The following is a 19,866-nucleotide window of genomic DNA, read 5'->3' on the forward strand; positions in this document are numbered from 1 at the left end:
CAGCTCGTACATCATCTGGTAGGTCAACGTGCCCGACTTGGACACGAGCCCGATCGGGCCCTCATCCGCGATGTCGGCCGGGATGATGCCGGCGTTGGAGCGGCCGGGGCTGATGATCCCGGGGCAGTTCGGGCCGATGATCCGGGTGCGGTTGGCGTTGGCCACCGCGTGCGCCCAGAAGTAGGCCGAGTCGTGCACCGGGATGCCCTCGGTGATCACGACGGCCAGGCCGATCTCGGCGTCGATCGCCTCGATCACGGCGTCCTTGGCGAAACGCGGCGGCACGAAGACGACGCTGACATCGGCGCCGGTCTCCTTCATCGCCTCCTCGACCGTGCCGAACACGGTCAGGTCCTTCCCACCGATCGACACGCTGGTGCCGGCCTTACGGGCGTTCACCCCACCGACGATGTTCGTGCCCGCGGCCAGCATCTTCGCGGTGTGCTTCGTGCCTTCACCGCCGGTGATGCCCTGCACGATGACCTTGCTGTTCTCGTTCAGGAAAATCGACATGGCTCAGACCCCCGCAGCCGCAAGCTCGGCGGCCCGGTCGGCCGCGTTGTCCATCGTGTCCACCTGGGTGACGAGCGGGTGGTTCGCCTCGTCGAGGATCCGGCGGCCCTCGAGCACGTTGTTGCCGTCCAGCCGCACGACCAGCGGCTTCGTCGCGCTGTCGCCGAGGATCTTCAGCGCCTCGACGATGCCGTTGGCCACGGCGTCGCAGGCCGTGATGCCACCGAAGACGTTCACGAACACGCTCTTGACGTCCGGGTCGCCGAGGATGACGTCCAGCCCGTCGGCCATCACCTGCGCGGACGCGCCGCCGCCGATGTCGAGGAAGTTGGCGGGCTTCACACCGCCGTGCTTCTCACCGGCGTACGCCACGACGTCCAACGTGGACATCACCAGACCGGCACCGTTTCCGATGATCCCGACCTGGCCCTTGTCGAGCTTGACGTAGTTGAGGCCCTTGGCCTTGGCCTTCGCCTCCAGCGGGTTCTCGGTGGTCTGGTCGACGAGTGCCGCGTGGTCGGGGTGCCGGAAGTCAGCGTTCTCGTCGAGCGTGACCTTCCCGTCCAGCGCGATGACCGCGCCAGAGGCGTCGGAGATCAGCGGGTTGACCTCGACGAGTGTGGCGTCCTCCGCCACGAAGGTCTCCCACAGCTTCGCGATGACCTCGGCGGCGGCGCCCGCCACCTCCTGGGGGAACCCTGCCGCGTCGACGATCGCCCGGGCCTTCTCCACGTCGCAGCCGGTGAGCGGGTCGATGGCCACCTTCACGAGCGCGTCGGGGCGCTCCACGGCGAGCTGCTCGATCTCCATGCCGCCCTCGGCGCTCGCCATCGCGAGGAAGGTGCGGTTGGCGCGGTCGAGCAGGAACGAGACGTAGTACTCCTGCGCGATCTGGGAGGCCTCGGCCACCAGCACGCGGTGCACGGTGTGGCCCTTGATGTCCATGCCCAGGATCGCCGCGGCCTTCTCATTGGCCTCTTCCGGCGTCTTCGCGAGCTTGACGCCGCCCGCTTTGCCCCGGCCACCGGTCTTCACCTGCGCCTTGACGACAACGGCGCCCCCGATGCCGCGGGCCACGACTTCGGCCTCATGGGCCGTGGTCGCGACAGAGCCGCGGGACACCGGGACGCCATGCCCTTCGAACAAGTCCTTTGCCTGGTGCTCGTAGAGGTCCACGCTGCGGCATCTCCTGTCTGACGGCCTCGTCACGGAGTGGTCGACTGTATGCAGTATGGAACAACTTTGTCCAGGGCTCTTGTGTTCCAGCTCACGTCGTGGTCATTATTTGGCATACAGTATGGAGGGGAGTCGTCATGGGAGCACCCGAACGCACTGCCGCCTTCCAGGAGGTGCGCGACTGGTACGGCCGTCGGTACCGGGTGGGGGAGGACCCGGTGGACCTCATCGGCCGGCCTCGATCATCGGTGCTACGCATGGCGTGGGTCCCGATGGCCGCTGTGGGTGTGCTGCAGTACGGCTACGGCGCGGCCGTCCCGGCCCTGATGGCGCGCAACGGCTGGGGGCTGGTCGGCGCGTTCTGGCTGCTCGCCGTGTGGATCGTGTTCCAGGCGGGCGTCGGCTTCCCCACCGCCTACCTACGGGAGCGCAGGCGCCTCGACCCGCGCGCCGTGATGATCGCCGGTGCCGCGCTGAGCGCACTGGGCCTCGTGGCCCTGGCGCACACCACCAGCCTGGGCGCCGCTTTGCTGGGCTACTCGGTGCTCGGGGGCACGGGTGCGGGCCTCGTCTACGCGGCGTGCACGTCCACAGTGGCCAAGTGGTACCCGGAGCGCATGGCCCTGCGGGTCAGCCGCGTGACCGGGGTCTTCGCGTACGGCTCCGTGCCCTTCATCGTCGCCGCTGTGGTCGGACTCCACGCCGGCAACATCACGCTGGTCTTCGACGTGGCGGCGGTCGTGCTGTTCGTGCTGGTGGCGGGCGCCGGGATGTTCTTCCGCGACCCACCGGCCCGCTGGTGGCCCGCGGAGGTCGACCCGCGTGCGTGGGGGCTCGGCGCCACCGGCAACCCCGGGCGGCGGAAGAACCCGCCTGCGGTCCGCGAGTACTCGGCGATGCAGGCGATCCGCACGCGCGTCATGCCGGTTCTGTACGTGATCCTGCTCGCCGCCGGAGCGGTCTCGTTGTTCAACGCGGCGTTCGTCGTGGTCTTCGCCTCGGGCTTCCCCGCAGGCATCGGTGTGATCGCGCTCGCCGCGGGTGTGCTCGCCGGGGTGAACGGCGCCGGGCGGGCCGTCTCGGTGGGGATCTCCGACCGGGTCGGGCGCTGCCGGACGCTCAACGTCGTGCTGCTCGTGCAGGCAGTGGCCCAAACTCTCTTCGCGCTCGCGGCGAGCACGCAATCCAGCGTCGCGATGGTGCTGGCCGCTGTGCTGGCCGGCATCGGTGGCGGCGGCTTCTACCCGCTGTTCGCCAGCATCGCGAGGGAGTACTTCGGGGAGCAGAGCGCCTTCGAGGTGCACGGCCTCGTCTACAGCGCCAAGGCTCTCGGGGGGCTGCTGGGAGTCGGTCTGGCCGCGATCGCGGTCAGCTCGTGGGGCTTCGCCGTCACGTTCCTCGTGGCAGCGTTCGTGTCGCTCGGAGCGGCCTGGGCCACCGGCGCTCTGCAGCGTCCGGGGCTGCCCAGCACTTTGCCGTCAGCACGGGTGTCGAAGCAGAGCGCGGTGCCCTCGCGCTATGCCACCTGAGGCGACGGCTACCACCCATCCCTGAGCGGCTCCGTGCGGGGAGCCGCTCAGGGATGGCCGCTGCGCCACGATCAGGAGGCGCGGGAGAACGGAGTGTCGGCGTGCACGGGCCGCTCCGAGCCGCGGAGCGGCTGCACGTCTGCACCGGCTGCCCGCTGGGCCTTCAGTGCGGCGTCCAGCCCGAGGCCGAGCGCCCGCCCGTCGGCGTTGAAGCCGCGCGGCATCGTGGATAGGGCGTCGACGATCTTTCGGAACGTGCTCATTCGTATCACCTCTGTTACTAGGCGTTCCCATTCCGCGGCCGAGGTATGCGGCCTGGCCACGGCTGCGCCGTCGGTACGGCGAGCAGGTAGCGCGCGGCTCTGCGCGTGAAGGGGCATCCCCGTGGCCCGGCTCTGGAGCGCGGGGTGCAGTAGATCTGGACGTCGACGAACTGCTGCTGGTCGTCGACGGTGAGCCCGTCGGCGTCGACGGGAGAAGGTGTGGTGCGGGCTGCGGCCTAGGGCCGGCGGCCGGTGATCGCGGGCGATCCGGCGTCGGTGCCGGACTTCTCGAGGTTCTGCTGCTCGAGGTACGACAGGCGCGTGTGCTCGGTGTGCGCGTGCATGACCTCGCCCGCGCGATCTCCGTCGCCTGCGGCGATCGCGTCGATCAGTGCCGAGTGCTCGGTCCAGCTCTGCGCACCGCGGTGGCGGGCCACAGGCGTGTAGTACCAGCGCACCCTGCGGTCGACCTGACTCGCGAGCTCGACCAGCACGTCGTTGCGCGAGAGGCGCATGACCGTGGCGTGCAGCTCGGCGTTGAGGGCGACCATGGTGGCGACATCCTCGGCCTCGAGCGCCGCGAATCCCTGGCGGCACAACTCCCGCAGGTGCTCGACGCCTTCCTCCGTGGCGTGTTGCGCGGCCAGTCGGGCGGATTCGGTCTCCAGCAGCCTGCGTACGGCCAGGAGCTGATCCGCCTCCTCGACCGTGGGCGTGTGGACGTACGCGCCCAGGCCGGGCCGAAGGTCGACCCAACCGTCGTTCTTGAGCCACTGGAGCGCCTCACGCACCGGCTGCCGGGAGACTCCCAGCATCAGCGCGAGCTCGCTCTCGACCAGGTGCTGGCCGGGCTGGAGATTCCGGCTGACGATCATGTCCAGAATCGCGCTGTACACGCTCTCACGGAGCGGGACAGGCCGGGCGATACGTCGTGCACCGGCGGCGTCGGGCTGCGTCTCGGACAGTGACATCGTGGACTCCAGGTGGGACGGTGAGTCGGTCCGGTCCCTTGCGGGGGCACTTCTGTCCGGTCGACTGCTTACAGCATACAAAGTGCCGCGGTACTTTGTCGCACTACTGGCGGTGAAGCTCCTCACGCCATCCGCCCGATCTGTCCGTTTGATGAACAGGTCGTGCCTGCCCGGTCGTGAGCACTCAGGCATGCTAACGGTGTGGCTGACGGCGACCTGCCGGTGCGTGGATCGCTGGTGCTCCCCGAACGTGAGCTGCACTGGCGGTTCTCCCGTGCGTCCGGGCCGGGTGGCCAGGGCGTGAACACCACCGACTCGCGGGTGGAGCTGTCCTTCGATCTCGGCGGGTCCCCCTCGGTGCCTGAGCCACTCCGTGAGCGGGCGCTCGGCCGGCTCGCCGGGCGGCTCGTCGACGGGGTGATCACGGTGGTCGCGTCCGAGCAGCGCAGCCAGCTGCGCAATCGTGAGGCCGCACGTGAGCGGCTGGCAGAGATCCTGCGGAAAGCAATGGCAGCGGATCCGCCGCAGCGCAGGCCGACGCGGCCCACCGCTGGAGCGAAGCGGCGGCGGCTGGACGCGAAGACCCGGCGGGGCGCCGTCAAACGGCTACGCGGCCGACCCGAGGAGTGACGTTCGCGGCGCCGCTCCCGCGCACCTCACACCGATGTCGGTGACGGATCCGACCCGACCGGTGGAGGGCGCGGCGCGCCCGTGCTCCTGGTCGGGCGCTGACCCCGTGACCGTGGAAGGATGGCGGACCGATCACGGACATGCCGAGCAGCACGTGCAGGAGGACCGGTGGCCAGCCCGACCAGCTCCAGCGGCGCGGAGGTTCCGCCCGTGCTGCCCTCGATCCCGCTATCGCGTGAGCCGGTCAAACCGGCGTCGGAGCAGTCGATCGGCGAACTCGTCCGTGACGCCACCGCGCAGGTCTCCACGCTGGTGCGGGCCGAAGTGGAGCTCGCCCGCGCCGAGGTGACGGCCGAGGTGAAGAAGGGTGTGCAGGGCAGCGTCTTCTTCATCGTCGCGCTGACGATCCTGCTGTTCAGCCTTTTCTTCGCGTTCTTCGCCCTCGCCGAGCTGCTCGCCTTGTGGCTCAACCGCGCGGTCTCGTTCGCGATCGTCTTCGGGATCATGCTGCTCGTCGCCGGACTCTTCGGTCTCTTCGGCTACCTGCGCGTGCGGCGGATCCGCAAACCGGAACGCACGCTCTCCAGTCTGAAGGAGTCGGCTCAAGTGCTGTCGCAGCGCGGCCGGGGCGAGCCGGACGGAGCCGCGGCGCACGAGCTGAACGGCCGGCCGGCCTCCCGAGCACACTGATCGGAGTGCGCAGGGCCGGCCCGGACCCGTCGTCGGTCCGGCTGCCTGGCCCCTGGACCCACCGCGCGGTCTCGGCCAACGGCATCCGGCTTCACGTCGCCGAATGCGACGGGGGCGGCCCGCTGGTGGTGCTGCTGCACGGGTTCCCCGAGTTCTGGTGGTCCTGGCGCCACCAACTCGTCGATCTGGCTGAGCGCGGCTTCCGGGCCGTCGCGATCGACCTGCGTGGCTACGGCGACTCCGACAAGCCGCCCCGCGGATACGACCTCTGGACCCTCGCAGGCGATGTCGCCGGCCTGATCCGCGTGCTGGGGGAGTCGCGAGCCCATCTCGTCGGGCACGACTGGGGCGGGCTCATCGCCTGGACGGTCACCGCGCTGCACCCGCGGCTCGTGCGGTCGCTGGCCGTGCTCGGCGCCCCGCACCCCCTGGCGGTGCGTGCCTCGGTGCTGCGTGACCTCCGCGGCCAGGGCAGGGCGACTGCGAGCTACGCGCTGGGTTTTCAGCTGCCCCGCTGGCCCGAGCGCTCCCTGCGGGCCGACGACGGCGCTCGGGTGGTCCGGATCATGCGCGCCTGGGCAGGCCCGGAGTGGGCGGCCTCGGACGACTTCGCGGCCGCAACTGCGTGCTACCGGCGCGCGATCCAGGTGCCCGGGGTCGTGCACTGCGCGATGGAGTACTACCGCTGGGCCGCGCGCTCGCAGCTGCGGGCCGAGGGACCGCGGTTCGCCGCCGCTGTGGCCCGGCCGACCGCGGTGCCGGTGCTGCAGGTGCACGGCGCGCTGGACCCGTGCCTGCTCGTCCGCACCGCAGCGGCGTCGCGGCGGTGGACCGGCGGCGGGCACGAGATGCGCGTCCAGCCGGTCACCGGCCACTTCCCCCATCAGGAACGGCCGTCGGAGACGACGGCCCTTCTCGCCCGTTTCCTGGCGTCCTGAGACTGTTACAGGGCGGAGCGGGCCACCAGCGCGGTGTCGGGGTTGTCGGCGAAGACGCCATCGACGCCTGCGGCGAAGAACGCTTCGTACTCGGCGAACGCGTTGCCGTAGTCGGCGGCGGACCCGGCGCTGCGCAGGTTGGCCGGGAGGAACTCGTTCTCGTTGCGGAACGTGTAGACGTGCACCAGCAGGCCCGCCGCATGCGCGTCCGCGACGAGTGACGTGGGGGCGCCGAGCGTGCCGTCCGGGTGGCGGGCCACGACCATGTCCTTGGCCGGTCCGATGGCGTCGGCGTAGGACGCGATCTCGGCGAGTCCCGCGGGGGTCACGAGGTCCGGAAAGGTACGCGGGTCGCCGACGGCCACGAGGTCGACCGGCGAGCCGGCGGCCCCCAGCAGCTGAACCAGCGGCACGTGCAGCTCGGCCCTCAACTGCCGCAGGTTCGTGGTCTCGAAGGACTGCACGAACACCGGCGCGTCCTTCGTGTTGAGCCCGGCGTTCTCCAGTGCGGTGACGAGCGGGGGCTCGAGAGCGCGGCCGATGGAGGAGAAATAGGTGGGGTGCTTGGTCTCGGGGTAGACCCCGATCACCCGGCCGAGCTGGGCGGACAGGCGCTCGCGGAGTTGGAGCACCTCGTCGAACGTCGGGATCTCGAACCGGCCGTCGTAGATCGTGTTCTCCTGGCGGACGGCGGGGAGACGTTCCTTCGCGCGCAGCGTCTTGAGCTCGGCGAGTGTGAAGTCCTCGGTGAACCAGCCGGTCCGCGTGTCGCCGTCGATCGTCCTGGTCACCTTGCGCTGGGCGAACTCGGGATGGTCGGCGACGTCGGTGGTGTCGCCGATCTCCGACTCGTGACGGGCGACGAGCACGCCGTCGGCGGTGCTGACGAGGTCGGGCTCGATGTAGTCGGCCCCCATCCGCGCAGCGAGCTCGTACGAGGCGAGGGTGTGCTCAGGGCGGTAGCCCGACGCGCCGCGGTGCGCGATGACGAGCACCGCGGTCTCTGCACTGCGGGGGGCAACCTCGGCGACCGGGGCGCCGATGCGGGTGGTTGTCAGGGTCGCAGCGGGGGGAGCGGCCGCGGCAGCGCCGCGGACGGACGATGACATGGGCGCCCACGATGCCCTGTTCGGGCTATGCCGCTGCCACCGTGAGGTGACCGGCGCCGGTCGGGTCGGTGAACGGCACATTCAATGCTGCAGGGTGACCGGCGTCCGCGGGATGGGTGTCTCGGCGCGCGTTACGATTTGAAGCCGTGCGCGTCCTGGTAGTGGGGTCCGGTGCTCGTGAGCACGCCATCGTCCTCGCCATGGCGCAGGACCCGGAAGTCACGGCGCTCGCGTGTGCCCCTGGCAACGCGGGCACTGCTGCCGTGGCCGAGCAGCGCGGGCTCGATGTGCAGGATCCGGCCGCGGCCGCTGCGCTCGCGCTCGACTGGCAGGCCGATCTGGTCGTCATCGGGCCGGAGATGCCGCTCGTCGCCGGCATTGCCGACGTCGTGCGCGCCGCGGGCATCGCGTGCTTCGGCCCGAGCGCTGCCGCCGCCCGCATCGAGGGCTCCAAGAGCTTCGCGAAGGACGTCATGGCGGCGGCCGGCGTGCGCACGGCCACGTCCGAGATCGTGGATACCCCGGCGCATCTCGACGCCGCGCTCGCCCGGTTCACCCCGCCGTACGTCGTGAAGGACGACGGCTTGGCGGCAGGCAAGGGTGTGGTGGTCAGCGCCGACTTCGACGTGGCGCGCGCGCACGCGAGCACGCTGCTCGACAACGGGCACCCCGTGCTGCTCGAGTCGTACCTGGACGGCCCCGAGGTCTCCCTGTTCTGCCTGGTCGACGGGGAGACGGTGGTGCCCATGCTCCCCGCGCAGGATTTCAAGCGCGTCGGCGACGACGACACCGGCCCGAACACCGGGGGCATGGGTGCGTACGCCCCGCTGCCATGGGCGCCGCCAGAACTGGTCGCGGAGCTCGTCTCCACGATCGTCTCGCCGGTGGCTGCCGAGATGGTGCGCCGGGGCGTTCCCTTCAGCGGCTTGCTCTACGCGGGGCTCGCCCTGACCTCGGCGGGCCCGGCGGTGATCGAGTTCAACTGCCGCTTCGGCGACCCGGAGACGCAGGTGGTGCTGCCGCTGTTGCGCACCCCGCTGGCACGGCTGCTGTACGCAACGGCCACCGGTGGGCTCGCGTCCCAGCCTCCTTTGCAATGGGTCGACGGTGCGGCGGTCACGGTGGTGGTGGCGGCTGAGGGCTATCCGGGCGTCCCGCGCGCCGGTGACGTGGTCGGGGGAGCAGACGCCGACGGTGTGCTGCACGGCGGTACGCGCCGCCGGGACGACGGGGCCGTGGTGTCGTCGGGCGGCCGGGTGCTGTCCGTCGTGGGTACCGGAACGGATCTTGTGCTGGCCCGCGAGGATGCCTACCGTCGGCTCGAGGGCGTGCACCTCGCCGGCTCCCATCACCGCACCGACATCGCGCTTCGCGCCTCGCGCGGCGACGTCGAGGTTCCTCGCCACGCCGAGGTTGTCACTCGATCGGGTGATGTTGGGTAGCGCTTCTCACGGCGCTGTTCCACCTAAAGTGCGTGCTCGGCGGCCGATCGGGGGGCTCCGTACACGTTCGGTCGCCGTAAAGTGGAGCTTGCGTCCGAACGGGTGGCGGTAGAAAGTTCCGCTGCCCGCCAGATTCACATCGTCGTCGCTCCCCGTGATGGCCGAGGTCGTTGGGTCTGCTCCGGGTCATCGTTCGCTCCCCCGAGAACTGAGGACTCGCATGACGAAGAACGCACGTCCGCGACACACCGCTCAGAGCCGCGTGTCGCGCATCGCCGGCCGGGCCGCGATCGGTGTCCTGGGCGCACCGATGGCCCTGCTCGCGATCGCCGGGCCGGCGGGTGCTGCGGAGGCCCACCTGGCCGACGCGGACGACGACACCGCGGACAGCACGGACGCGGGCTTCGGCGGCTTCGCGGCCCTCCCCGGCATCGCCACGCCGGACCTCACCGCGCTGCCCACCGACGGGCTGCCCACCGACGGCCTGGAGCTGCAGGGGATCGACCAGGGCCTGCTCGACCTCGCCAGCGGGGGCGCAGGCGTCGCGGACCTCCCCGCGTTGGGTGCACCGGACCTCAGCGCCCTCCAGCTGAACCTGCCGGCGGCGTACGCCCTGCCGAGCGTCGACGCACTGGGGTCGCTGCCCGCGCTGCCGAGCACGGACGCCCTGCCCGCGCTGCCGGGCACCGACCTGCTTGGCGCGCTGCCTGCGCTCCCGGCGCTGCCCGCGCTGCCGAGCACGGACGCGCTTGCGCTTCCGGTCGAGCTGCCGGCCCTCCCGGTCGAGCTGCCCGCGCTCCCGACGAGCACCGACGACGTGGTCGACACCGTCGCCGGCGTGGCGGGCGACGTGACCGGCCTCGCCGACGACGTCACCGCCTCCCTGCCGCTCGACCTCCCGGTCGACCTGCCGGAGCTCTCGGAGCTGCCGATCTCCGTCGACCTGCCGGTCAACGTCGACCTGCCGGCGCTGCCCATCCTGGGGGCGCCGAGCGCCGACGACGAGGCGTCGTCCGACGACGAGGCGACGGACGAGGACTCCGACCAGGCGGACGTGGACGACGCGGACGACGAGTCCGACGACGCGGACGAGGTCGACGTGCCCGACGCCAGCGCGGTCAGCGACGTGTTCTCGGCCGCGGACCTGGTGTCCAGCCTGATCTGAGCCGTGCTCGACGGCCGTCCTCCCACGGGAGGACGGCCGTCGGCCGCTTAGGCTCGGAGAGTGACCAACCCAGCTACATCAGAGATCCCGATCGCGACGCGTGCCGCTATCCCGGCGTTCCACGTCATGGACGTGCTCGCCGCCGCTGCTGAGCGCCGCCGCACCCACGGCGACGTGGTGGATCTCTCCGCAGGACAGCCCTCCACCCCTGCTCCCCCCGCCGTGCGGGCAGCCGCCGCGGCCGCGCTGTCCGGCGATGTGCTCGGCTACACCGTCACCCTCGGTATCCCGGAGCTGCGCTCCGCGATCGCAGGTCACTACGCCCGCCGCTACGACCTCGACGTCCCGCAGGAGCAGGTGGTGGTCACCACCGGTTCCTCGGGCGGCTTCCTGCTCGCGTTCCTCTCCGCGTTCGACGCAGGTGACCGCGTGGCCATGGCCCGGCCCGGCTACCCCTGTTACCGCAACATCCTGACGGCGCTGGGTTGCGACGTCGTCGAACTGCCCTGCGGTCCGGAGACCCGCTACCAGCCGACCGTCGCCATGCTCGAGGAGCTGGACGACCCGGTGCGGGGGCTCGTGGTGGCGAGCCCGGCCAACCCCACGGGCACCGTGCTGGAGCCTGGCGAGCTCGCTGCGCTGGCGGCCTACTGCGAGAGCAACGGGATCCAGCTGGTCAGCGACGAGATCTACCACGGCATCTCCTACGCGGGCGCCCCGGCGACCTCCTCGGCGTGGAGCACGTCGCGCGAGGCGATCGTCGTCAACTCCTTCTCGAAGTACTTCTCCATGACGGGGTGGCGGCTGGGCTGGCTGCTCGTGCCCCCGCGGCTGCTGCGCCCCGCCGATCGGCTGGCCGGCAACTTCACCGTCTGCCCGCCGGCACTCGCGCAGCGGGCTGCCCTGGGCGCGTTCGACCCCACCAGCTATGCCGAGTCCGACTCGCACGTGGCCCGCTATGCGGTGAACCGGGGCCTGCTGCTCGACGGCCTGCCGCGGCTCGGCCTCACGCGCCTCGCGCCTGCCGACGGCGCCTTCTACGTCTACGCGGACGTCTCACATCTGACGGCCGACTCCATGGACCTCACCTACCGCCTGCTGGCCGCGACCGGGGTCGCGGTCGCACCGGGTATCGACTTCGACCCGGTCGACGGCGGGAAGTGGATCCGGCTGTCGTTCGCGGGAGCCACCGACGACATCGCGGAAGCGCTGAGGCGAATGGCGGGGTGGCTCGGCCAGGCCTGATCCGGCTCTCAGTTTCCCGCTTGGCCGAGCACCGCGCGTCCGGGGCGGGGCCCCGCGCCGCGTCCCGACGCGGCCGGCGCGCTGCCCGCCGCCCGTGACGGCTCGACCGGCCCGATCCGCTCCAGCGCCGCGGTGATGTCGGCGTCGGTCAGGTCGGCGTGCGTCATCAGCCGAACCTGCCCCGACATCGTGGACGCGCGCACGCCCGCCTCCTCGAAACGGCGGATGGTGCCGTCCAGGTCGGCCACGGCCACCAGCACGATGTTGGTCTGGGGCTCGGCGACGAGCCACCCGCGCTCGCGCAGCCCGGTGGCCAGCCGCTTCGCGCGCTCGTGGTCCTCTGCGAGGCGGTCGATCCGGTCGAGGGCTACCAGCCCCGCCGCGGCGAGCACCCCGCCCTGCCGGACGCCGCCGCCGAGCATCTTGCGCAGCCGCCTGGCCTCGGCGATGAACTCGACGGACCCGGCCACCACCGAGCCGACCGGCGCCCCGAGGCCCTTGCTCAGGCAGACCTGCACGCTGTCGACGCCGACGGTGAGCGTTCCCGGGGGTACGCCGAGCGCCACCGCGGCGTGCCAGAGCCGGGCGCCGTCGAGGTGGACGCGCAGCTTCGCGCCCCGGGCAGCGGCGACCACCGCGGCGTGCTCCTCAGGTGCGGTGACCGTGCCCCCCGCGGCGTTGTGGGTGTTCTCGAGGCACAGCAGGGTGGTGCGGAGCGTGTAGTAGGGGCCGACCGAACCCGCGGCGCGACGGACGGCGGTGGGCGAGACCTTGCCTGGTCCGGCGTCGTGCTCCAGCGGGCGCGGCATGCCGCCGGCGAGCCAGGCGGCGGTGCCGAGTTCGGCGTCCAGCACGTGCGCGCCTGCGGGGGCGAGGAAGGCGTCCCCGCGGCCGAGGTGGTGCATCAGGGCGATGAGGTTGCCCATGGATCCGCTGGGGGTCCATAGCGCGTCGGCCGCACCGAGCAGGCCCGCCACGCGGACCTCGAGCTCGCGCATCGTGGGGTCACGGTCGAGGACGTCGTCACCCACCTCGGCGTCCGCCATTGCGGCCCGCATCTGCTTCGTGGGACGGGTGACCGTGTCGGAGCGGAGGTCGACAGGGCGATCGGACGCCGTTGACCGCCGGGCTCGCGATGGAGATCGCACGGCGTCCGATTCAACCAGCAGGCGGCGGGCCGGTCGCGCGTGGGTCACGAATCCATCACAACCGAGGGCTGATCGGGTGAACCGACACGCTGTCGTGCAACCTCTGGTCCCGTTCCCTACGTCTCTCCGCAGACGGCTACGCAGGGGCGCACGGCGACGCGGGAGGAGGGAACGCCCGGGTGGATGAGGCCGGTGAGCGGGAGCTCGCCAAAGAAACACCCGAGTCGGCGACATCCGAGCCGGTGACGTTCGAGGAGTACTTCCGCGCGCGCCGGGACGGGGTCCGGCGCACGGCGTACCTGCTGTGCGGCGACTGGCATCGCGCCGACGACCACGCGCAGGCTGCGTTCGTCGCGCTGCACCGCCACTGGCGCCGGATCCGCGACCACAGCGCCCTCGACGCGTGGATGCGCCGCACGCTCGTACGTGCCGTGGTCGACGAGTCGCGGCGGCCGTGGCGCCGGGAGCGCTCCACCGCCGAGCCCGCCGACACGGGCGTGCCGTCCGACTCCGACGCCGTGGCCACCCGGCACGTGCTGGTGGACGCCCTGAGGTCGGTTCCGGCGCGCCAACGCGCCGTACTCGTGCTGCGGTTCCTCGACGGTCTGGATGTCGCGGCCACCGCTGCGGCGCTGGGATGTTCGGAGGGCACGGTCAAGAGCCAGACCGCCCACGGGCTCGAGGCCCTGCGCGCGGTGCTCGGCGACTCGCTCGACGACCTGCGGGCGACGGGGTAGGGGGAGAGGTGACGGGATGAGCGACATCGACGACCAGGAGCTGGGTGCACTGTTCCGTGCCGCGGCCTCCGACTCCGGTGCACCACCGCCGGCGTTCGACCACGACTCGGTGCTGCGTGCCTCCCGGCGTGTGACAACCCGCCGACGCCTGCTCATGGCGGGCGGCGCGATCGCCGTGTTCGCGCTGGCCGGAGTCGGGGTGGCAGTGGCCCTGCCCGGTTCCCCCGGCAACGGCACCACGGTCGCGGCTCCGATGTCGGCGGGCGACCGGGCCCCGCGGCCCGCCACCCCACAGGACGCGGCCGGAGCCGCCGGTAGAGCGGCGGAAGGGGCCGTGCCGCTGAGCCCGCCGCTGGGGCCGGGCAACACCGAGTGCGCCGACCGGCAGGACCCGGCGGTGCGGGCGCTCGTCGACCAGGTGCTTCCCGAGGTGGCAGGCGCTCCGGAGGCGGCCACCACCATGGAGTGCCGTCCCGGTGGGGAACGTGGCGTCGCCGTCGAGGCGAGCGAGGGTGGAGCCACCGGGCTGCTGAGCGTGCGCTACCTGCCCCCGGGTGTGGAGGCGGAGCTTCCCCCCGGCGCGGTAAGCGAGCCCACCGCCTCGGGCGGCACGGTGATCGTGAGTTCGAGCTCCTCCGAGGTGGGCACGCCTGCCCCGTTCACGGGCCGGCTCGCGTCCGTGGCGCAGTACCTGGCGCCACGTCTTTAGTGCCGAGGAAACGAGGTCGTCTCACCCGCCTCCGGCGCCCAGACGGCGCCTCGCGGCGTTGTCGTCGGCGCCGATACAACAGCGGTATCGGCGCCTCCTCCGCCTTGCGATGCATCCGCCTGGACACCGGATCCGGGCAAGGAACCTCGTTTCCGCGACACTGACCCGGAGCGAGAGACTGGCGCGATGGGCACCGCCAAGGGTGAGCGGCGGCGGCAGGAGCTGGTGACGGCGGCCGCGGCACTTTTGCGCTCCGGTGGCTTCGACGCCGTGCGGCACCGCGCGGTGGCCGAGCGTGCGGGGCTGCCGTTGGCGTCCACCACCTACTACTTCGCCTCGCTGGACGACCTCGTCACCGCGGCCGTCGACCGCACCAGCCGTGACGAGCTCGCGGAGGGCAGGCAGCAGCTCGACGCGCTCGCCGCCGAGCCCGTCGACACGCCTGCACTCGTCGAGCTGGTGCTGGACCAGCTGCTCGGCCCGGAGTCGCGCGACGGGGGCCTCGATGCCGTGCTCCTGCGCTACGAGCGGCTGGTCGGTGCGGGCAGGCGCCCGTTCCTGGCGCCGCTCATGCGCGAGCTGCGTGGCGACCTGGACGCGTTGCTCGCCGAGATCCTGCTCCGGTCCGGTCACCCGCTCGACAGCGTGGCGCTGCGCGACCTCGTCTCGCTCGTCGACGGTGCTGTGATCAGCGCTCTGATCGAGGCCGACCCCGACCCGCGGGCGGCCGCCCGCGAGGTGCTGATGCGCGCGCTCTGACGTGGAGCGCCTATCGTTTCTGCACGTGATCCCCAACGTGCTGGCCACTCGTTACGCGAGCCCCGAGCTCGTGCGGCTGTGGTCGCCCGAATACAAGATCGTGCTCGAACGGCGGCTCTGGCTCGCCGTGCTCACCGCGCAGCGCGACCTCGGCGTCGACGTCCCCGAGTCCGCGCTCGCCGACTACGAGCGTGTGGTCGAGCAGGTGGACCTGGAGTCGATCGCCGCACGCGAGCGCGTGACACGTCACGACGTGAAGGCGCGGATCGAGGAGTTCGACGCCCTCGCCGGCCACGAGCACGTGCACAAGGGCCTGACCAGCCGGGATCTCACCGAGAACGTCGAGCAGCTGCAGATCCGGCTCTCGCTCGAACACGTCCGCGACCGCACGGTCGCCGTGCTGTCCCGGCTCGCCCGCCGGGCTGCCGAGTACGACGAGCTGGTGATCGCGGGACGCAGCCACAACGTCGCCGCGCAGGCCACCACGCTCGGCAAGCGGTTCGCGTCCGCGGCGGACGAGCTCCTCGTCGCGTATGCGCGGCTCGAGGACCTGCGTGCGCGCTACCCGCTCCGTGGCATCAAGGGGCCGATGGGTACCGCCCAGGACATGCTCGACCTCCTGGACGGGGACGCGGCCAAGCTCGCATCGCTGGAGGAGCGGGTGGCGACCCACCTCGGCTTCTCCGCCGTGCTCACCAGCGTGGGCCAGGTCTACCCGCGCTCGCTCGACTTCGACGTGCTCAGTGCCCTGCTCCAGCTCGCGGCCGCACCGTCGTCGCTGGCCACCACGATCCGGCTGATGGCGGGCGCCGAGCTCGCCACCGAGGGCTTCCAGCCTGGCCAGGTGGGGTCGTCGGCGATGCCGCACAAGATGAACAGCCGCTCCGCCGAGCGGATCAACGGGATGATGGTGCTGCTGCGCGGCTACGCAGGAATGGCAGGTGAGCTGGCCGGGGCGCAGTGGAACGAGGGGGACGTGTCCGACTCGGTCGTGCGCCGCGTCGCCCTGCCCGACGCGTTCTTCGCCATCGACGGGCTGTTCGAGACCACCCTCACCGTGCTCGACGAGTTCGGTGCCTACCCGGCTGTCATCGCCCGCGAGCTGGACCGCTACCTGCCGTTCCTCGCGACCACGGCGGTGCTGATGGCCGCTGTCCGCGCGGGAGTCGGGCGGGAGACCGCCCACGAGGTGATCAAGGAGCACGCCGTCGGCGTCGCGCTCGCGATGCGGGAGAAGGGCCAGACCGACAACGACCTCGTCGCGCGGCTGTCCGCCGACGAGCGGCTCGGCCTGCCCGCCGGGGCGCTCGACGGCCTCCTCGCCGACCCCCTGCGGTTCACCGGTGCTGCCACCGCGCAGGTGCAAGCCGTGGTCGACCGCGTCGCGCAGGTCGTCGACGCCCATCCCGAAGCGGCCGCCTACGTCCCCGGAGCGATCCTGTGAACCTCGTGCACAGCGGCAAGGTCCGGGACGTCTACGCCGACGGTGACGACCTGATCCTCGTGGCGTCCGACCGGCTCTCGATCTACGACGTCGTGCTCCCGACGCCCGTCCCGGACAAGGGCGTGCTGCTCACCCAGCTGTCGCTGTGGTGGTTCGACCGCCTCACCGACATCACGCCGAACCACGTCATCTCGGCGTCGGACGTGCCCCCGGAGTTCGTCGGCCGGGCCATGCGCTGCCGCAGGCTCTCGATGCTGCCCGTCGAGTGCATCGCGCGCGGCTACCTCGCGGGCCTCGGCCTGCAGGAGTACCAGAAGCACGGAAGCGTCTCCGGGGTGCCGCTGCCGCCCGGGCTGGTCGAGGGCTCGAAGCTGCCGGAACCGATCTTCACGCCCACCACGAAGGCGCCGGTCGGCGAGCACGACGAGTTCATGACGTTCGAGGACGTCGTCGCCGCCCTCGGAGCGGACACCGCCGCGCGCCTGCGTGACCTGACGCTCGCGGTGTACGCGCGAGGGGCCGACATCGCCGGGCAGAACGGGATCATCGTCGCCGACACGAAGCTGGAGTTCGGGCTGGATGCGGCGGGGGAGATCGTCCTCGCCGACGAGGTGCTCACGCCCGACTCGTCCCGGTTCTGGCCGGCCGATGCGTGGGAGCCGGGCCGCCCGCAGTTCTCGTTCGACAAGCAATACGTGCGCGAGTGGTCGTCGTCGCTGGACTGGGACCGCACCCCACCCGGGCCCGAGGTCCCCACCGAGGTCGTCGCCGCCACGCGCGCCCGCTACGTCGAGGTCTACGAACGGATCACCGGCGACGACTGGTGATGGGCGCCGGAGCACCATCCGCCCCACACGGCACAGTCAACCGCTGTTCACACCGGCGTGCGTTCATAGCTCCGTGGCAACGCAGACCGCACCTCGTCCGGTCGTGTCGTCCCGCCTGGTCGTCTCGCTGTCCGGGCTGACGCACGAGGCTCCCGAGTCCTTGACCCGTGGCGTCGAGTTCGCCGCGGAGCTCGACGCGCGCGGCGTGCCGTTGTCCCAGCTGTTCCGGCCGCGCTCGGCGTCCGGAACACCGGGGGCGGACTCGCCGCTGGTGCGCTGGATGCACGAGCGGCGCGCATCCGGAGACGCCATCGTGTTGCACGGCTACGACCACACCGCCGAACCGATCGGCTCGTGGCAGTCCTCGGCCCTGCCGCGGGTGCGCCGCCGCGCCGAGTTCGCCGCGCTGCCCCGCCATGAGGCCGGTCTCCGCCTGACGGCTGCCCGTCGGGCGCTCACGGCGCTCGGTCTGCGCACCGACCTGTTCGTCCCGCCGCGCTGGCTGGCGTCGCCCGGCACGGTCGAGGCCCTGCACGAGCAGGGGTTCGGGGTGCTCGCCGACGAGAACGGCGTGCGCTTCCTGCAGAGTGCGGCCGCCGACGCCGTGGTGCGGGCCAAGGTGCTCGGGTTTCGGGCCTCGGGGGAGCGCCACCCGCTTGCCGACGACCGGAAGGCCGCGGAGGCGTGGCGCTGCCGGGTGCTCGGCGCGGAGGTCGCGCGGACCGTGCGGCGCGGCGGGCTGGTGCGGATCAACATCCGCGCCAAGGACCTCAAGCGCGAAGCGCGGCGCACAGCCGTGCTGGCGGCGGTCGACGCAGCTCTGGAGATGGGCGCCGTCCCCGCCACCTACCGCCTGACGGCGGAGGCACTCGCCGCCTGAGGCACGGTCAGACCGTGGTCGGCCTCTCCCGGTCGAGGACCGTGATCGTGGTCTTCTCGGGGCCGAGCTGCTCGAACAGCCGGTAGTGCAGCCCGGGGCGCGCGAGCACGGCCTCGTGGATCGGCACCGCGGTGCGCGGCGCCACGGCCCGCAGGTAGTCCACGGCCTCGGATACCTTGAGCCAGGGCGCCCCGGTGGGCAGGAACAGCACGTCGACCGGTGCCGACGGTGGGACGAAGGCGTCGCCGGGGTGCAGGTGCGTGCCGTCGATCAGGTAGGCGTTGTTGGCGATCACCGGGATGTCCGGGTGGATCACCGCGTGATCGCCGCCGAGCACCTCGACCCGGGCCCCGCCGACCTCGAACGACGCTCCCGGCTCCACCACCTCGTGCTCGAACCCGGCGAGCTGCCCGGCCGTGCCGGAGTCGACGATCAGGCGGGCATCGGGGTTTGCGGACAGCAGTGCTCCGAGCCGGTCGGGATCGAGGTGGTCGAAGTGCTGGTGCGTGACGAGCACGGCGTCGAGTCCGCCCACCGTCTCGAACCCCGACGAGAACGTCCCGGGGTCGAGGAGCAGTCGCGCGGCGCCGGTGTCGAGCAGGACGCACGAATGGCCGTAATGGGTTGTCTGCACGGCCTCCAGTGTCCCCACCCGTAGCCCGGAGTGCATGGTTCGCCTGCCGGGGTCAGCTGAATCGGCGCAGGATCTCCGACTCCTCGGCAGGGGTGACTCCGGCGCGGCGCGGGCGGTCCGGGCCGAGAGTCCGCTCGTGCGCGAGTGCCGCTCGGGCGGTGTCGGCGATCGGACGGCAGTGCAGGCCGGCCGCCGCGGCCGGCGCGGTGTCGCGCGCCAGCATCCCGGCATGCGACGCGGGCAGCCACAGCGGCAGCGACCGCGGCCCGGCCCACGGCTGCACCCCGGCCGCCGTGAGCGCTTCGGGTGCGGCCGGGACGCGCTCCAGATCAGCGGCCCCGACGGCGTCGGCGACCTCGTCGAGCACCGCGCCCAGTGTGGAGCGGGGCCCGCTCGCGTCGAAGGTCCCGCCGAGGTGCTCCTCCCCGGACCGCACGATCCAGTCGGCGAGGTCGCGCACGTCGACGATCTGGGCGGGCTGCCCTGGATCGCCCGGGGTGAGTGCCCGGCCGCCCCGCGCGAACCGGTTCGGCCAGTAACCGAACCGATCGGTGAGGTCGTCCGGGCCGCAGATGAGGCCGGCGCGCACGATCAGCGCCCGCTCTCCCGCGACCTCCCGCACGGCGGTCTCGGACGCCACCTTGACCGGGCCGTACGCGGCTTCGTCGTCGGTGATGGTCTCCTCCGTGCGCGGCTCGACGAGCGTGTCACCGACGCCGTGACCGGGCGTGGAGCTGTCGGCGTACACGCTGATGCTGGAGACGAAGGTCCAGTGCGCCGTGTTCGCTCCCACGGCTACGAGCGCCGAGCGCACCCACGGCAGCGCCATCCTGGCGACGTCCACGACCGCATCGAACGCCTCGTCACGCAGGGGTTCGAGCGCGCCGGGAGCGTCGCGGTCGACGACCAGGAGCTTCGCGCCGTCGGGTACGGCACCCGAGGTCCCGCGGGCCGCGCACACCACCTCGTGGCCTCTGGCCACGGCCGTGGCCGCCACAGCCCGGGAGAGGAACCGCGTGCCGCCCAGTACCAGCCATCGACCCATGCGAGGAGCCTC

General features: G+C 72.0%; 20 protein-coding genes and 1 pseudogene. 13 read left to right on the forward strand and 8 right to left on the reverse strand.

Translation table 11 applies throughout. From position 1 onward, the window contains the following. Window positions 1-513: pseudogene (locus ABD743_RS19780) on the reverse strand (succinate--CoA ligase subunit alpha); the annotation flags it as partial. A gap of 3 nt (window positions 514-516) precedes the next feature. After that, window positions 517-1,689, reverse strand: a complete 1,173-nt coding sequence (sucC, locus tag ABD743_RS19785; protein WP_344723606.1) for an ADP-forming succinate--CoA ligase subunit beta — start codon at window positions 1,687-1,689, stop codon at window positions 517-519. Window positions 1,690-1,826: 137 nt separating this feature from the next. Between sucC and ABD743_RS19790 the strand changes: the two genes are divergently transcribed. Further along, window positions 1,827-3,218, forward strand: coding sequence for an OFA family MFS transporter (locus ABD743_RS19790; RefSeq protein WP_344723607.1), 1,392 nt, complete (start codon window positions 1,827-1,829; stop codon window positions 3,216-3,218). Between the two features lie 71 nt (window positions 3,219-3,289). Here the strand turns inward: ABD743_RS19790 and ABD743_RS19795 are convergent, their stop codons facing one another. Continuing rightward, a complete protein-coding gene (locus ABD743_RS19795; RefSeq protein ID WP_344723608.1) occupies window positions 3,290-3,481 on the reverse strand; it encodes a hypothetical protein in 192 nt (63 codons plus the stop codon). Between the two features lie 236 nt (window positions 3,482-3,717). Beyond that, on the reverse strand, window positions 3,718-4,452 hold the full coding sequence (locus ABD743_RS19800) for a GntR family transcriptional regulator (protein WP_344723609.1): 735 nt from the start codon (window positions 4,450-4,452) through the stop codon (window positions 3,718-3,720). 201 nt (window positions 4,453-4,653) lie between these two features. On the opposite strand from ABD743_RS19800, the gene arfB reads away from it, so the two are divergent. From arfB to ABD743_RS19815, 3 genes are all read left to right on the forward strand, one after another. Beyond that, window positions 4,654-5,082 carry an alternative ribosome rescue aminoacyl-tRNA hydrolase ArfB gene (arfB, locus tag ABD743_RS19805; RefSeq protein ID WP_344723610.1) on the forward strand — a complete coding sequence of 143 codons (429 nt, stop codon included), beginning with the start codon at window positions 4,654-4,656 and terminating at the stop codon, window positions 5,080-5,082. A gap of 168 nt (window positions 5,083-5,250) precedes the next feature. Then, a complete protein-coding gene (locus ABD743_RS19810) occupies window positions 5,251-5,772 on the forward strand; it encodes a phage holin family protein (RefSeq protein ID WP_241041842.1) in 522 nt (173 codons plus the stop codon). A 5-nt stretch (window positions 5,773-5,777) separates the two neighbouring features. Next, complete coding sequence (locus tag ABD743_RS19815; RefSeq protein WP_344723611.1) at window positions 5,778-6,710, forward strand: alpha/beta fold hydrolase; 933 nt, start codon at window positions 5,778-5,780, stop codon at window positions 6,708-6,710. 5 nt (window positions 6,711-6,715) lie between these two features. On the opposite strand, the gene ABD743_RS19820 is transcribed toward ABD743_RS19815, so the two are convergent. Continuing rightward, a complete protein-coding gene (locus tag ABD743_RS19820; protein WP_344723612.1) occupies window positions 6,716-7,819 on the reverse strand; it encodes a glycerophosphodiester phosphodiesterase in 1,104 nt (367 codons plus the stop codon). 146 nt (window positions 7,820-7,965) lie between these two features. Between ABD743_RS19820 and purD the strand changes: the two genes are divergently transcribed. The 3 genes from purD to ABD743_RS19835 all read left to right on the forward strand — a co-directional run bounded on the left by purD (window position 7,966) and on the right by ABD743_RS19835 (window position 11,671). Beyond that, complete coding sequence (purD, locus tag ABD743_RS19825) at window positions 7,966-9,261, forward strand: phosphoribosylamine--glycine ligase (protein ID WP_344723613.1); 1,296 nt, start codon at window positions 7,966-7,968, stop codon at window positions 9,259-9,261. A 220-nt stretch (window positions 9,262-9,481) separates the two neighbouring features. Beyond that, window positions 9,482-10,426, forward strand: a complete 945-nt coding sequence (locus ABD743_RS19830) for a hypothetical protein (protein ID WP_344723614.1) — start codon at window positions 9,482-9,484, stop codon at window positions 10,424-10,426. Between the two features lie 126 nt (window positions 10,427-10,552). Further along, window positions 10,553-11,671, forward strand: coding sequence for a pyridoxal phosphate-dependent aminotransferase (locus ABD743_RS19835; protein WP_379659332.1), 1,119 nt, complete (start codon window positions 10,553-10,555; stop codon window positions 11,669-11,671). A gap of 8 nt (window positions 11,672-11,679) precedes the next feature. Here ABD743_RS19835 and ABD743_RS19840 read toward each other — a convergent pair whose 3' ends face one another. Then, on the reverse strand, window positions 11,680-12,819 hold the full coding sequence (locus tag ABD743_RS19840; protein WP_344723616.1) for a threonine aldolase family protein: 1,140 nt from the start codon (window positions 12,817-12,819) through the stop codon (window positions 11,680-11,682). 242 nt (window positions 12,820-13,061) lie between these two features. On the opposite strand from ABD743_RS19840, the gene ABD743_RS19845 reads away from it, so the two are divergent. From ABD743_RS19845 to ABD743_RS19870, 6 genes are all read left to right on the forward strand, one after another. Then, entirely contained in the window at window positions 13,062-13,556 is a 495-nt protein-coding gene (locus ABD743_RS19845; RefSeq protein WP_344723938.1) for a SigE family RNA polymerase sigma factor, read from the forward strand. 16 nt (window positions 13,557-13,572) lie between these two features. Further along, the gene (locus tag ABD743_RS19850) at window positions 13,573-14,265 is read left to right on the forward strand and encodes a hypothetical protein (protein WP_344723617.1); all 693 of its coding nucleotides are present in this window, start codon (window positions 13,573-13,575) and stop codon (window positions 14,263-14,265) included. A gap of 186 nt (window positions 14,266-14,451) precedes the next feature. Beyond that, window positions 14,452-15,024 (forward strand): TetR/AcrR family transcriptional regulator, encoded by a 573-nt coding sequence (locus ABD743_RS19855; RefSeq protein ID WP_344723618.1) that lies wholly within the window; start codon window positions 14,452-14,454, stop codon window positions 15,022-15,024. 25 nt (window positions 15,025-15,049) lie between these two features. Then, window positions 15,050-16,468: an adenylosuccinate lyase gene (gene purB, locus ABD743_RS19860; protein WP_344723619.1), complete on the forward strand. Its 1,419-nt coding sequence runs from the start codon at window positions 15,050-15,052 to the stop codon at window positions 16,466-16,468. Next, entirely contained in the window at window positions 16,465-17,295 is an 831-nt protein-coding gene (locus ABD743_RS19865; protein ID WP_344723620.1) for a phosphoribosylaminoimidazolesuccinocarboxamide synthase, read from the forward strand. Before purB ends, ABD743_RS19865 begins: the two co-directional genes overlap by 4 nt. Before the next feature lie 73 nt (window positions 17,296-17,368). Further along, on the forward strand, window positions 17,369-18,175 hold the full coding sequence (locus ABD743_RS19870) for a DUF2334 domain-containing protein (protein ID WP_344723621.1): 807 nt from the start codon (window positions 17,369-17,371) through the stop codon (window positions 18,173-18,175). Window positions 18,176-18,182: 7 nt separating this feature from the next. Here ABD743_RS19870 and ABD743_RS19875 read toward each other — a convergent pair whose 3' ends face one another. Together ABD743_RS19875 and ABD743_RS19880 are read right to left on the reverse strand one after the other, a co-directional pair. Then, entirely contained in the window at window positions 18,183-18,809 is a 627-nt protein-coding gene (locus ABD743_RS19875; protein WP_344723622.1) for an MBL fold metallo-hydrolase, read from the reverse strand. Between the two features lie 52 nt (window positions 18,810-18,861). After that, on the reverse strand, window positions 18,862-19,854 hold the full coding sequence (locus ABD743_RS19880) for an NAD-dependent epimerase/dehydratase family protein (protein WP_344723623.1): 993 nt from the start codon (window positions 19,852-19,854) through the stop codon (window positions 18,862-18,864). Window positions 19,855-19,866 lie beyond the last annotated feature (12 nt).

This window comes from Pseudonocardia yunnanensis (assembly GCF_039534065.1).
In the GTDB taxonomy this organism is placed as follows: domain Bacteria; phylum Actinomycetota; class Actinomycetes; order Mycobacteriales; family Pseudonocardiaceae; genus Pseudonocardia; species Pseudonocardia yunnanensis.

Coding starts and splice junctions, on each gene's coding strand:
- ABD743_RS19790 (WP_344723607.1), top strand. CDS start 1,827: ATGGGAGCACCCGAACGCACTGCCGCCTTCCAGGAGGTGCGCGACTGG.
- ABD743_RS19795 (WP_344723608.1), bottom strand. CDS start 3,481: ATGAGCACGTTCCGAAAGATCGTCGACGCCCTATCCACGATGCCGCGC.
- ABD743_RS19800 (WP_344723609.1), bottom strand. CDS start 4,452: ATGTCACTGTCCGAGACGCAGCCCGACGCCGCCGGTGCACGACGTATC.
- ABD743_RS19820 (WP_344723612.1), bottom strand. CDS start 7,819: ATGTCATCGTCCGTCCGCGGCGCTGCCGCGGCCGCTCCCCCCGCTGCG.
- ABD743_RS19830 (WP_344723614.1), top strand. CDS start 9,482: ATGACGAAGAACGCACGTCCGCGACACACCGCTCAGAGCCGCGTGTCG.
- ABD743_RS19835 (WP_379659332.1), top strand. CDS start 10,553: ATGGACGTGCTCGCCGCCGCTGCTGAGCGCCGCCGCACCCACGGCGAC.
- ABD743_RS19850 (WP_344723617.1), top strand. CDS start 13,573: ATGAGCGACATCGACGACCAGGAGCTGGGTGCACTGTTCCGTGCCGCG.
- ABD743_RS19855 (WP_344723618.1), top strand. CDS start 14,452: ATGGGCACCGCCAAGGGTGAGCGGCGGCGGCAGGAGCTGGTGACGGCG.
- ABD743_RS19880 (WP_344723623.1), bottom strand. CDS start 19,854: ATGGGTCGATGGCTGGTACTGGGCGGCACGCGGTTCCTCTCCCGGGCT.